10 protein-coding genes and 1 tRNA gene are annotated in these 12282 nt (G+C 70.3%); 5 read left to right on the plus strand and 6 right to left on the minus strand.

Going from position 1 to position 12282, the window contains the following annotated elements:
• Positions 1-1088, plus strand: a 1088-nt coding sequence (locus CCN56_RS14830) for an aminotransferase class V-fold PLP-dependent enzyme (RefSeq protein WP_107484155.1), incomplete at its 5' end; no start/stop codon positions are given.
• Complete coding sequence (locus CCN56_RS14835) at positions 1085-2497, plus strand: lysine N(6)-hydroxylase/L-ornithine N(5)-oxygenase family protein (RefSeq protein WP_086827173.1); 1413 nt, start codon at positions 1085-1087, stop codon at positions 2495-2497. The genes CCN56_RS14830 and CCN56_RS14835, both read left to right, overlap by 4 nt.
• A 3-nt stretch (positions 2498-2500) precedes the next feature.
• Here the strand turns inward: CCN56_RS14835 and CCN56_RS14840 are convergent, their stop codons facing one another.
• Positions 2501-4297 (minus strand): bifunctional UDP-sugar hydrolase/5'-nucleotidase, encoded by a 1797-nt coding sequence (locus CCN56_RS14840; RefSeq protein WP_086827175.1) that lies wholly within the window; start codon positions 4295-4297, stop codon positions 2501-2503.
• A 115-nt stretch (positions 4298-4412) separates the two neighbouring features.
• Here CCN56_RS14840 and CCN56_RS14845 point away from each other — a divergent pair, with 115 nt between their 5' ends.
• On the plus strand, positions 4413-5087 hold the full coding sequence (locus CCN56_RS14845; RefSeq protein WP_086827177.1) for an SIMPL domain-containing protein: 675 nt from the start codon (positions 4413-4415) through the stop codon (positions 5085-5087).
• A gap of 146 nt (positions 5088-5233) precedes the next feature.
• Positions 5234-6661 (plus strand): pyruvate kinase, encoded by a 1428-nt coding sequence (gene pyk / locus CCN56_RS14850; protein ID WP_086827179.1) that lies wholly within the window; start codon positions 5234-5236, stop codon positions 6659-6661.
• Between the two features lie 36 nt (positions 6662-6697).
• Here the strand turns inward: pyk and CCN56_RS14855 are convergent.
• Positions 6698-6770, minus strand: a tRNA-Leu gene (locus CCN56_RS14855).
• Between the two features lie 115 nt (positions 6771-6885).
• Here CCN56_RS14855 and CCN56_RS14860 point away from each other — a divergent pair.
• Positions 6886-7539: an ANTAR domain-containing response regulator gene (locus CCN56_RS14860; protein ID WP_086827181.1), complete on the plus strand. Its 654-nt coding sequence runs from the start codon at positions 6886-6888 to the stop codon at positions 7537-7539.
• Between the two features lie 65 nt (positions 7540-7604).
• On the opposite strand, the gene CCN56_RS14865 is transcribed toward CCN56_RS14860, so the two are convergent.
• The 4 genes from CCN56_RS14865 to CCN56_RS14880 are packed head-to-tail and all read right to left on the minus strand — an operon-like array spanning position 7605 to position 12198.
• Positions 7605-8321, minus strand: coding sequence for an ABC transporter ATP-binding protein (locus tag CCN56_RS14865; protein ID WP_086827183.1), 717 nt, complete (start codon positions 8319-8321; stop codon positions 7605-7607).
• Positions 8318-9424, minus strand: a complete 1107-nt coding sequence (locus CCN56_RS14870; protein WP_086827185.1) for an ATP-binding cassette domain-containing protein — start codon at positions 9422-9424, stop codon at positions 8318-8320. The genes CCN56_RS14865 and CCN56_RS14870 overlap by 4 nt, the downstream gene beginning before the upstream one ends.
• Before the next feature lie 3 nt (positions 9425-9427).
• Positions 9428-11263, minus strand: a complete 1836-nt coding sequence (locus CCN56_RS14875) for a branched-chain amino acid ABC transporter permease (RefSeq protein WP_086827188.1) — start codon at positions 11261-11263, stop codon at positions 9428-9430.
• A 5-nt stretch (positions 11264-11268) separates the two neighbouring features.
• On the minus strand, positions 11269-12198 hold the full coding sequence (locus tag CCN56_RS14880; protein WP_041128702.1) for a branched-chain amino acid ABC transporter permease: 930 nt from the start codon (positions 12196-12198) through the stop codon (positions 11269-11271).
• Between the last annotated feature and the right edge of the window lie 84 nt (positions 12199-12282).

A 12282-nucleotide genomic window follows, 5' to 3' on the forward strand; every position in this document is an offset into this window, starting at 1 on the left:
GGTTCAGCGCGGACGCGGCCGCCGATCTGGCCGCGTCCGCGCTGAACCCGTCGATGGACTCCTGGGACCAGGCGCCCGCGGCCTCCGCCCTGGAGGCGGAGGTCACGGCGGCCCTCGCCGCCGAGGTCTTCCCCGACGCGAGAACCCCCGACGCGCTCGTCACCACCGGCGGCACCGAGTCCAACCAGCTCGCCCTGCTCCTCGCCCGGGAGCGCCACGGCGCAGGACTGAGGACCGTCGTCGGGGCCGACGCCCACCACTCCTTCCGCCGCGCCGCCTGGCTCCTCGGTCTGCCCGAGCCGGTCGTCGTGCCCGCCCCGCACGGCACGATGGATCCGGCGGCCCTGGCGGAAGCCCTGGACCAGGACGGGCCCGCCCTCGTCGCCGCCACCGCCGGCACCACCGACGAGGGCCTCATCGACCCGCTCCCCGAGATCGCCGACGTCTGCGCGGCCGCCGGTGCCGAGCTGCACGTCGATGCCGCGTACGGCGGCCCCGTCCTCTTCAGCCGTACCCACCGCCGTCTCCTCGACGGCCTCGACCGGGCCCGTACCGTCACCGTCGACCTGCACAAACTCGGCTGGCAGCCGGCCGCCGCGGGACTCCTCGCCGTACGCGACGCCGCCGACCTGGCCGTCCTCGGCCACACCGCCGACTACCTCAACGCCGACGACGACACCGAGGCGGGCCTGCCCGACCTCCTCGGACGTTCCCTGCGCACCACCCGCCGCCCCGACGTCCTCAAGACAGCCGTCACCCTCCGGGCCCTCGGCCGCACCGGCCTCGGCGCGCTCGTCGACACGTGCATGGAGCTCGCGCAGGACTTCGCCGATCTGGTGGAGAAGGCCCCGGGGCTCGACCTCCGCGCCCGCCCCACCCTCACCACCGTCCTCTTCCGCCCCACCGGCGCCGAGGACGAGACCGTGGCCGCGATCCGCCGCACCCTCCTCGCCGAGGGCCGTGCCGTCCTCGGCCGGGCGAAGGCCGACGGCCGCCTCTGGCTGAAGGCCACCCTGCTCAACCCCCGCACCACCCCCGCAGACCTGGCAGAGATCCTCACCCTCGTGGAAGGCAGCACGCACCGATGACCGGCAGCACCCCCCAGCAGGACCTCGACCAACCCCACGACCTGGTGGGCGTCGGCATCGGCCCCTTCAACCTCTCGCTCGCCGCCCTCGCGCACGGCGTCCCCGGCGGCCTCGCCGCCACCTTCTACGAGCAGCGGCCCGCCTTCCACTGGCACCCGGGACTGCTCATCGAGGGCGCCACCCTCCAAGTTCCCTTCCTCGCCGACCTGGTGACCCTCGCGGACCCGGCCAGCCCCTGGACCTTCCTCAACTACCTGAAGAGCCGCGAGCGCCTCTTCCCCTTCTACTTCGCCGAGAAGTTCCACATCCAGCGCGCCGAGTACGACGCCTACTGCCGCTGGGTCAGCGAGCGGCTCCCCGGACTCCACTTCGGCCACCAGGTCGACTCGGTCCGCTGGAACCCCGAACGGCGCCTCTTCGAGGTCGACTTCACCCAGATCGACCCGGACGGGGAGGCCGAGGCCCTGGGCCGCGCCTACACCCGGAACGTCGTCCTGGGCGTCGGCACCGAGCCGTACGTCCCCGAGCCGCTCCGCCCGCTCGCCGACGCCCCCGGCGTCCCGGTGTTCCACTCCGCCGACTATCTGACCCACCGCGAGACGCTGCTGCGCGCCGGGCACGTCACGGTCATCGGCTCCGGCCAGTCCGGCGCCGAGGTCTTCCTCGACCTGCTCCGGGCCCGCCCCGCCGGAGCCGAGCGCATCCACTGGCTGGCCCGCACCGAGGCCTTCGCCCCGATGGAGTACTCCAAGCTGGGCCTGGAGCACTTCACCCCCGACTACACCCGCTACTTCCACGCCCTGCCCGAGCCCGTGCGCGGCGAACTCATGCCCCGCCAGTGGCAGTTGCACAAGGGCATCGACGCGGAGACGATCGCCGCCATCCACGACGAGCTCTACCGCCGCACCCTGCACGGCGGCTGGCCCGACGCCGTCCTCACCCCCGGCGTCCGGGTCCGCACCGCCGGGCGGGTCGCCACCACCCAGGTCGAACTGCACCTGGAGCACGTGCAGCAGTCCACCCGCTCCCGGCTCACCACCGACGCCGTCGTCCTCGCGACCGGCTACCGGGAGCGCCCGGTGGACCGGATGCTCGCCGGACTCGACCCGTACCTGCGGCACGACTCCTCCGGGCGCCCACGGGTCGACGAGCGCTACCGCCTGGTCCTCGACCCCTCCGTCACCGGCTCCGTGTACGTCCAGAACGCCGAGCGCCACACCCATGGCGTCGGCGCCCCGGACCTGGGTCTCGCGGCCTGGCGCAGCGCGACCATCCTCAACGCGGTCACCGGCAAGGAGTCGTACCCGCTGCCGCGCCGCACCGCCTTCACCAGCTTCGGCCTGGAGACGCGAGAGGCGCCGAGCATCCCGGCCCAGAGCCAGAAGCTGACGCCTCTCGTACAGCAGTAGGAGCTAGAAGACCGGCACGCCGTCCCGGGTCAGCTTCCAGTCCACCGACGCGAAGGTGCCCGGGTCGATCGTCCCCTTGGCCTTCACCCACTGGATGATGGTGTTGCGGATCTCGTCCGAGTTGGCCCACAGCTGCTGGGCCTTGGCCACGTGCGGGAACGCGCCGCCGCCGGACGCCCGGTAGTTGTTGACGGCGAGGACGAACTGCGCCGCCGGGTCGATCGGCTTGCCCTGGAAGGACAGGTTCGCGATCCGCTGCCCGGCCGGCTTGGCGATGTCGATCTCGTACGTCACCCCGTACACCGCGTCGTAGTTGTAGTCCGGGGTGTTGTCCGCGTTGGTGAGCTTCGCGGTGTCGACGGGCGCGCCCGACGGGGTCTGGACGTAGTACCTCGCCGAGTACTCCAGGTAGTCCTTGATCTGGGCGCCCGTCATCAGGCGGGCCTCCAGGGTGTTCTCGAAGACGTAGAGACCGGCGGCGTCCTTGATGCTCACCTGGCCGGCGGGGATCCGGGCGGTCCGCGAGAAGCAGGAGGCCTGCGAGAGCACCGGCAGACCGGCGTACTGGCCGCCCGCGAGGGCCGCCTTCACCGTCTCCGCCTGGACGACGTTGATCAGGTCGATGATCGGCTCGTCCTTCCACGGCGCGTCGGCCGTGGTCATGGCCGCCGTGGAGGTGCCGATGACCTGGTTGACGTACTCCACGACCTTCTTGTGCTCGTCGACGAGCAGCCCGGTGATCTCCGGGTCCTCGGCGACGGTGTTGGAGTTGAGGACCTGCGCGCCGGCCTTCTCGACCACCCAGCGGCCCTTCTCCCACACCAGGTCGAAGGAGAAGAGGGTGAGGCGCTGGCCCCACTTCAGCGGCTCGGACAGGACGACGTCCTTGCCGGTCTCCTTGTTCTTCACCCGGTACTCGGGGATCTCGGTGTGGGCGTGCCCGACGAGGATCGCGTCGATGCCCGGCACCTGCTCGGCGACGAGCCCGGCGGCGTTCTCGATGTACGGGAGCTGGTCGCCGTACGAGGAGGTGCCGGAGGAACCGGAGTGCGCCGAGACGACCACGACGTCGGCGCCCATCGAGCGCAGCTTCGGCACCCACTTCGCGGCCTGCTCCTCCAGACCGGGGAAGACCATCTTGCCGGTGACGTTCGCCTTGTCCCAGATGGCGATGCCCGGGTTGGTCAGGCCGAGGACCGCGACCTTGACGTCCTTGCCGTGCGGGGTGCGCAGGCAGTGCATGCTGTACGGGGCGAAGGCCGGGCGCAGGGTCTTGGCGTCGAGCGCGTTGGCGCCGAGCAGCGGGAAGTCGCACTGCTCCTCGAACTTCCGCAGCACCGGGATGCCGTAGTTGAACTCGTGGTTGCCGAGCGCGGCGGCGTCGTAGCCGATGGCGTTCATGGCCTGGGCCATCGGGTGGACGGGGCCGCCGGTCTGGGTGATCGGGTCGACCTTGGCGTAGTAGTAGGACAGCTGGGTGCCCTGGATGGTGTCGCCGGCGTCGATGAGGAGCGTGTTCCCCTCGCCCTTCTCGGCGCGCACCTGGTTCACCAGGGTGGAGATCTTGGCGAGGCCGACGTCGTTGTGGGCCTTGTCGTCGAACTCCTTGTCCGTGAAGTAGTCCCAGTTGAAGACGTTGCCGTGCAGGTCGGTGGTGCCCATCACGGTGAACGAGTACCGCTTGGCCGGCCGGGGGCGGGCTTCGTGGGCCTCGGCGGGGGCGGCGACCCCGGCGGTGAGAGCGACTCCGGCTCCGACGGCGGCGGAGCTCTCCAGGAAGGCCCGGCGGTTCAGCGGCATGTGTGTTCTCCCCATTGATTCGGCGCCTGCCATGGCGCACAACGCGCGTAGATTCTGGCCTGGAACGCACTGTCGCAACAGACCCTTCGGGTTACGGAGTGGGAAAGTGTTCGGTATGACACACCCGCACCCCACCCCCGAGGCGCCCCAGGTGACGGTCCGCGGCGAGGGCCGTCTGGAGGTGGAGCCGGAACTGGCCCGGATCGGCGTGTCGGTACGCGCCAGGGGCACCGACCGGGCCTCGGTGCTCACCGCGCTGACGAGCCGCAACGCCGAGGCGATCGCCCTGGTGAAGTCGTACGGAGAGGCCGTCGCCGCCCTTGAGACGGGCGCCCTGTCCGTCACGCCGGAGCCCGCCCGGCACGGCCGCGGCGAGCGGGTGCGGGACTACCGGGGCTGGGTGCACCTGTCGGCCGAGCTGACCGATTTCACCGCCCTCGGCGAGCTCGTCACGCGCCTCGCCGACCTGGAGTGGACCCGGGTCGACGGCCCCTGGTGGTCACTGCGCCCGGACTCCCCGGCGCACGCGGAGGCGCGCCGGCAGGCCGTGCGGGACGCGGTGCGCCGGGCGCGCGAGTACGCGGAGGCGCTCGGCACCTCCCTGGTGGCCCTGCTCGAACTCTCCGACACCGGGCTCGCCCCGGGTGCGCCGGCTCCGGCCGGCGGGATGCGCATGGCCTTCGCCGCCGAGACGGTGGAGGCACCCGCTCCGCTGGACCTGGAGCCCCAGCGGCAGACGGTCACCGCGGAGGTCGCGGCGCGGTTCACGATGGCGCCGCCCGCACTCTGAGACGAACGGCTTTTCGGCCCGTAACCCGCTCATCGGAGCAAGCCGCCGCACAGATTCAAGACTTGTCAACAACCTTTCACGGAAAGGTTGTTGGCTTGTCATGGCGGGCGCCTTCGCTACCCACTGGTAAGCCCTAGGCTCGCCTCATGCGCCGAGCGAAAATCGTTTGTACCCTTGGGCCCGCCACCGAAACATACGACCAGATCAAGGCGTTGATCGAGGCCGGAATGGACGTGGCCCGCTTCAACCTCAGCCACGGCAGCTATGCCGACCACGAGAAGCGCTACCAGCACGTGCGCGAGGCCGCCGACGAGACCGGCCGCAGCGTCGGCGTCCTCGCCGACCTTCAAGGCCCGAAGATCCGCCTCGGCCGCTTCCGCGAGGGTCCCGTACTCCTTGAACGCGGCGACGAGTTCACCATCACCGTCGAGCCGATGGAGGGCGACCGCCACGGCTGCGGGACGACCTACTCCGGCCTCGCCGGGGACGTGACCGCGGGCGAGCGCATCCTCGTCGACGACGGCCGCGTCACCCTGGAGGTCACCTCCGTCGACGGCCCGCGCGTGCACACCCGCGTGATCGAGGGCGGCATGGTCTCCGACCACAAGGGCCTCAACCTGCCCGGTGTCGCCGTCTCCGTCCCCGCCCTCTCCGAGAAGGACATCGAGGACCTGCGCTGGGCGCTGCGCATCGGCGCCGACGTCGTCGCCCTCTCCTTCGTCCGCAGCGCCCGGGACATCGACGACGTGCACCGGATCATGGACGAGGAGGGCCGCCGGCTCCCCGTCATCGCCAAGATCGAGAAGCCGCAGGCCGTCGAGAACATCGAGGAGATCGTCGCGGCCTTCGACGGCATCATGGTCGCCCGCGGCGACCTGGGCGTCGAAATGCCCCTGGAGCAGGTGCCGATCGTCCAGAAGCGCGCGGTGAAGCTGGCCAAGCGCAACGCCAAGCCGGTCATCGTCGCCACCCAGATGCTCGACTCGATGATCGACAACTCCCGCCCCACGCGTGCCGAGGCGAGCGACGTGGCGAACGCGGTCATCGACGGCACCGACGCCGTGATGCTCTCCGGCGAGACCAGCGTCGGCCGCCACCCGATCGAGACGGTCCGCACCATGAGCCGGATCGTCGAGGCCGCGGAGGAGGACGTCCTCGCCAAGGGCCTCCCGCCCCTCACCGAGCGGAACAAGCCCCGCACCCAGGGCGGCGCCGTGGCCCGCGCGGCCGCCGAGATGGGCGACTTCCTGGGCGCCAAGTTCCTCGTGGCCTTCACCCAGTCCGGCGACACCGTCAAGCGGCTCTCCCGCTACCGCTCGCCGATCCCGCTGCTCGCCTTCACCCCGGACCCGGCGACCCGTTCCCAGCTCAACCTCACCTGGGGCGTCGAGACCTTCCTCGGCCCGCAGGTGGACTCCACGGACGCGATGGTGGCCCAGGTCGACGAGGAACTGCTGAGGATCGGCCGCTGCAGGCCGGGCGACATCGTGGTCATCACGGCGGGCTCCCCGCCCGGCGTCGCGGGCTCCACGAACCTGGTCCGTGTCCATCACATCGGAGAACCACTCGCCTAGAGCCCAAGGTCTCAGTCCTTGGAATCGAAGGTAAAGTGCCCCGGGTGGGATTCGAACCCACGCTGTATGGTGTTTGAGACCACTGCCTCTTCCGCTGGGCTACCGGGGCATCCTTCGAAACGAAGGTCGGTGATCACCCGCCGTGTCCCTACCTTACAGGAGGTAGGTAGGCTCATGGGGAGCTGTATCCGCCTCGGAACGAGGCCATGGAACGAGGAGCCCGCGTGACCGCCCCCGAGTCGCCCCAGCCCGCCGACGACGCCGAGCCGTCGCACGTCCCGCCGCTGACGACCCGCGTCGTCATCGCCGAGGACGAGGCCCTCATCCGCCTCGACCTCAAAGAGATGCTGGAGGAAGAGGGCTACACGGTCGTCGGCGAGGCCGGGGACGGCCAGAAGGCCGTCGAGCTCGCCCGCGAGCACCGCCCCGACCTCGTCATCCTCGACGTGAAGATGCCCGTCCTCGACGGCATCTCGGCCGCCGAGAAGATCGCCGGCGAGTCCATCGCCCCGGTCCTCATGCTGACCGCCTTCTCGCAGCGCGAGCTCGTCGAGCGGGCCCGGGACGCCGGCGCCATGGCGTACCTGGTGAAGCCGTTCAGCAAGAGCGACGTGGTGCCCGCCATCGAGATGGCCGTCTCCCGCTTCGCCGAGCTCCGCGCCCTGGAGAAGGAGGTCGCCGACCTCTCCCAGCGCCTGGAGACCCGCAAGCTCGTCGACCGCGCCAAGTCGATCCTGCAGACCCAGTACGGCCTGACGGAGCCGGCCGCGTTCCGCTGGATCCAGAAGACCTCCATGGACCGTCGCATGTCGATGCAGCAGGTCGCCGAGGCCGTCATCGAGGACGCCGAGGAGAAGAAGGCGGCCAAGGGGCAGTAGCCCTTTCCGATACGCGAGAAGGCCCGCCCCACGTCGCTGTGGGGCGGGCCTTCCGTCTGTGGGGCTCAGTCCTCGCCGAGGTACGCCTTGCGGACGGACTCGTCGTGGAGCAGGTCCTGCCCCGTGCCGGAGAGCACGATCTTGCCGATCTCCATGACGTGACCGTGGTCCGCCAGGGCGAGCGCGGCCTGGGCGTTCTGCTCGACGAGCAGGATCGTGGTGCCCTGGGCCTTCAGCTCGGCGATCGTCGCCATGATCTTCTGCATCATGATCGGCGAGAGGCCCATGGAGGGCTCGTCGAGCATGAGCAGCTTCGGCTGGGACATCAGCGCCCTGCCCATGGCGAGCATCTGCTGCTCACCGCCGGAGAGCGTGCCGGCCGCCTGCTTGCGACGCTCGCCCAGGATCGGGAAGAGGTCGTAGGCGCGCTGGACGTCCTTGGCGATGCCGGCGCTGTCCTTCCGGAGGAAGGCGCCGAGGAGCAGGTTCTCCTCGATCGTCATCCGGGGGAAGATGTGCCGGCCCTCGGGGGAGTGGGCCAGACCCAGCGAGACGATCTTGTGCGCGGGGATCTTGCGGAGGGACTTGCCCTCGAACTTGATCTGGCCGCCGACCGGCTTGAGGAGCCCGGAGAGGGTCCGCAGGGTGGTGGTCTTCCCGGCGCCGTTGGTGCCGATGAGGGTGACGACCTCACCGGCGTCGACGGAGAAGGAGATGCCCTTGACGGCCTCGATCTTTCCGTAGGCGACGCGCAGGTCCTCGACTTCGAGCAGTGCGGTCATGCGTCGTTCTCCTTGCCCGAAGCAGGGTCGTGCGGGGTGTCCTCCGAGGGCTCCTCGTCGGTGCCTTCGGCGGCCGGGGCCTCGTCCGAGGGGGCGTCGTCGGCCTCGTCGGTCTCTTCGGCCGGGGCCTCTTCGGTCTCGTCGGCGTCGTCGGCCTCGGGGACCTCTTCGGCTTCGGGGACCTCTTCGGCCTCGGGGACCTCGTCAGCCTCGGGGGCCTCGTCGGCCTCTTCGGTCTCGGAGGCCTCCTCGTCCGCCGGAGCCGGCGTCTGTGCGGGGCCCGTCTCCTCCGCGACCGGCTCGCCCAGGTAGGCGGCGATGACCCGCTCGTCGCCCTGGACGGTCGCGCTGTCGCCCTCGATCAGCTTCTGGCCCTGGACGAGCACGGCGACCCGGTCGCAGAGGTTGAAGATGAACCGCATGTCGTGCTCGATGACGAGCACGGCGATGCCCATGTCCCGGATCTTGAAGATGAGTTCCTCCGCCGCCCGCGTCTCCTGCGGGTTCATGCCGGCGGTGGGCTCGTCGAGCAGGATCAGACCGGGGTCGCTCGCGAGGGCGCGGGCGATCTCCAGCTTGCGCTGCTCTCCGTACGGGAGGTTCTTGGCGAGGTGCTGCGCCTTGTCCTGGAGACCGATGAACTCCAGGAGCTCCATGGCCCGCTCGGCGGCCTCGGCCTCGGCCTTCTTGAAGCCCGGCAGGCGGAGCAGCGCGGACCAGAGGCCCTGCTTCATCCGGGTGTGGCGTCCGACGAGGACGTTCTCCAGGACGGTCATGTTGTGGAAGAGCCGGATGTTCTGGAACGTCCGGGCGATGCCCGCGTCGGTGACCTTGAAGGACGTGGGCGGCAGGACCGTGCCCTTGTACCGGACTTCGCCCTCGGTGGGGACGTAGAGACCGGTGAGGCAGTTGAAGAAGGTGGTCTTTCCGGCGCCGTTGGGGCCGATGAGACCGACGATCTCGCCGGCGTTCACGGTGAGGTTCACATCGCGCACGGCGGTGAGGCCGCCGAACCGCATGGTGACCCCGCGCGCGTCGAGGACGGTCTCGCGGGCGGCCGGCTCGGTGGTGGCCCCGGCCTCGTTGGTGGTGGTGGTCGTCATGGTTCAGGCACCTGCCTTGACGGGCGTGGCGGGCGTCTCGTCGTTCTCGTGGAACTCCAGCTGGTTGCGCCGGTTGGCGATCATGCCCTCCGGGCGGAAGCGCATGAGCAGGATCAGCGCGACGCCGAAGGCGAAGAGCTGGTAGCTGCCCATGAACTGGAGCTTGTTCGGGATGAGGAAGAGCAGGGACGCGCCGACCAGGGGACCGCTCATGGTGCCCATGCCGCCGAGGACGACGGCCGCGAGCAGGAAGGCGGAGTTGGGCGGGATGGGACCGGCGAAGAGGTACTGCTCCGGGGTCACCGTGTAGGTGACGTGGGCCTGCACGGTGCCGGCGAGGCCGGCGAGCGAGGCGCCGAGCGCGAAGGCGATGAGCTTGACCCGGAAGCCGTTGATGCCCATGGCGAGCGCGGCGGTCTCGTCCTCGCGGATGGCGACCCAGGCGCGGCCGATGCGGGAGTCGCCGCTGCGCCGGAAGACCAGCACGACGACCGCCATGATCAGCAGCATCAGGAAGAAGTAGTTCGCGAAGCGGCCGATGGTGAAGCCGGCGATCGAGTGCTCGGCGCCGAAGTCGAACCCGAGCATGTCGAGGTTCGGGATGGACGAGATGCCGTTGGAGCCGTTGGTGATGTCGGGACCGGAGGTGCCGTCGGTGTTCATCACCGTGATGCGGAAGATCTCACCGAAACCGAGCGTGACGATGGCGAGGTAGTCGCCGCGCAGGCGCAGGGTCGGGGCGCCGATGAGGACACCGAAGACCAGGGAGGCTCCCGCGCCGACCAGGACGGCGGCCCAGAAGGGGAAGTGCACGCCGAACGGGGAGGTCGGGGCGCCCGAGACGAGGGCGGCCGCGTAGGCGCCGACGCCGAGGAAGGCGACGTAACCGAGGTCGAGGAGACCGGCGAGGCCGACGACGATGTTCAGGCCCAGGGCGACCGTGGCGAAGATCAGGATGTAGACGCCGAGCGTCGCGTACTGGTCGTCGGTCTGGGTGAAGGGGAAGAGCGCCGCGGCGATGAACGCGCCCGCGATGGACAGGTTCTGGTGCTTTCCGGTGAGCTGCGTGGCCTGGGCCATGAGGCCCGCCTTGTTGACCGCGGCGAAGCCGAGACCGGCCGTGATCAGGAAGCCGATGAACAGCTCGTCGTACTCCGTGCCGACGCCGTAGGTGAAGACGCCGAGCGCGACGGCGAGGACGCCCGCGATGATCAGGATCTCGACGGCGGAGTTCATGGCCGGCAGCTTGCGCACGGGACCGGTGGTGGCGAAGGCGCCCTTGAAGTTGGTCCAGCCGTTGCCGGCACGGTGCTTGAACTGGTCCCAGCCGGTGTCCTCGGGGTCCACGGGCAGCGTCTTCGGCCGCTCGTAGGGGAGGGAGAGGGCGCCGAGCAGGGCGAGCAGGGTGGCGAGCGCGACGACCGCGCCGCCCGGCTCGAGGTTGATCGGACCACCGAGCGTGACGCTGATGGCGGCGACCGTGTACCAGGCGGTGGCGAAGGCGGCGAGCGCCGCGAGCTTGACGGCCGCGTCGGCGCCGGCCGGGGTCAGCCAGCGGGTGCCCTTCACGCCGTACGAGGAGAGGGCGAAGAGGGTGGTCAGCAGGCCCGTGACCAGGACCTGGAGCTGGAGGCCGCCGGGGTTGCCGTAGAAGGTGAGGTCACCTGGGAAGCGGGCGGTCCAGGTCCAGGCGAGGAAGCAGCTGGCGACGGTGAGGACGCCGCCGCCCAGGGTGAGGGCGCGGGCGATGTGGACCGGGACGAAGCCGATGAGACCGGTCGCCTCGGCCGGCGCGGGCCCGGCCGCGGGTGCCGTGGGGTTCTCGGAGATGGTGGTCATGGTGCTCACGCCCTGTCCGCGACGCGCTCGCCGAGCAGGCCTTGTGGCCGGGCGAGGAGTACGACGATGAGGAGTACGAAGGCCCAGACATCGGCCCAGGACTGGCCGCCGAGCTGCTGCATGCCGGGGATGTGGGCGATGTAGGCCGTCGCCAAGGTCTCCGCGATGCCGAGGACGACACCGCCGATCATGGCTCCGTAGATGTTGCCGATGCCGCCGAGGACCGCGGCGGTGAAGGCCTTGAGACCGAGGAGGAAGCCCATCTTGTAGTCGACGACGCCGTACTTGAGGCCGTAGGCGACGGCGCCGACCGCGGCGAACGCGGCGCCGAGCGCGAACGCGATCGTGATGATCCGGTCGGTGTTGACGCCCATGAGCTTCGCGGTGTCCGGGTCCTGCGCCGTGGCCTGCATGCCGCGACCGGTGCGGGTGCGCATGACGAAGAAGGCGAGGAAGCCCATGCAGATGGGGGCGGCGATCAGGAGGAAGACGTCACCGGTCTGGATGGTGACCGGGCCGAGCTCGATCGGGCCGCCGGGGATCTGCGGGAAGGTCCGGGCGGACTTCGCCTCGGGGTACCAGGCCCAGACGGCCTGCTGCAGGGCGAGGGAGAGACCGATGGCCGTGATGAGGGGGGCGAGACGGGGGCCGCCACGGAGCGGACGGTAGGCGAACCGTTCCGCCCCCACGGCTATGGTGGTCGCGACCAGCACGGCACCGATGATCATGAGGGGCAGGGCGACCCACAGGCTCGTGCCGCCGGGCAGGATGAGCCAGACCGTGAGCGCCCCGAAGCCGCCGGTCATGAAGATCTCGCCATGGGCGAAGTTGATGAGCTGGACGATGCCGTAGACCATCGTGTAGCCGACGGCGACGAGCCCGTACATGGATCCCAGTAGCAGGCCGTTGACCAGCTGCTGCGGCAGTTCGTTCACCGCATTGTCCTCCGAGACTTTCGACGGATGTGACACCGCGCGGGGAGCCTGGTGTGGCCGGCGCCCCCGCGCGGTGAAGGTGGT

This window comes from Streptomyces sp. NRRL B-24572 (assembly GCF_002156145.1).
GTDB classification, from domain to species: domain Bacteria; phylum Actinomycetota; class Actinomycetes; order Streptomycetales; family Streptomycetaceae; genus Streptomyces; species Streptomyces vietnamensis.

What these genes read in the sequence shown, in the direction of transcription:
- CCN56_RS14865 (WP_086827183.1), bottom strand. Translation starts at nt 8,321, where the DNA reads ATGACCGCACTGCTCGAAGTCGAGGACCTGCGCGTCGCCTACGGAAAG.
- CCN56_RS14875 (WP_086827188.1), bottom strand. Translation starts at nt 11,263, where the DNA reads ATGACCACCATCTCCGAGAACCCCACGGCACCCGCGGCCGGGCCCGCG.
- CCN56_RS14835 (WP_086827173.1), top strand. Translation starts at nt 1,085, where the DNA reads ATGACCGGCAGCACCCCCCAGCAGGACCTCGACCAACCCCACGACCTG.
- CCN56_RS14845 (WP_086827177.1), top strand. Translation starts at nt 4,413, where the DNA reads ATGACACACCCGCACCCCACCCCCGAGGCGCCCCAGGTGACGGTCCGC.
- CCN56_RS14840 (WP_086827175.1), bottom strand. Translation starts at nt 4,297, where the DNA reads ATGCCGCTGAACCGCCGGGCCTTCCTGGAGAGCTCCGCCGCCGTCGGA.
- CCN56_RS14870 (WP_086827185.1), bottom strand. Translation starts at nt 9,424, where the DNA reads ATGACGACCACCACCACCAACGAGGCCGGGGCCACCACCGAGCCGGCC.
- pyk (WP_086827179.1), top strand. Translation starts at nt 5,234, where the DNA reads ATGCGCCGAGCGAAAATCGTTTGTACCCTTGGGCCCGCCACCGAAACA.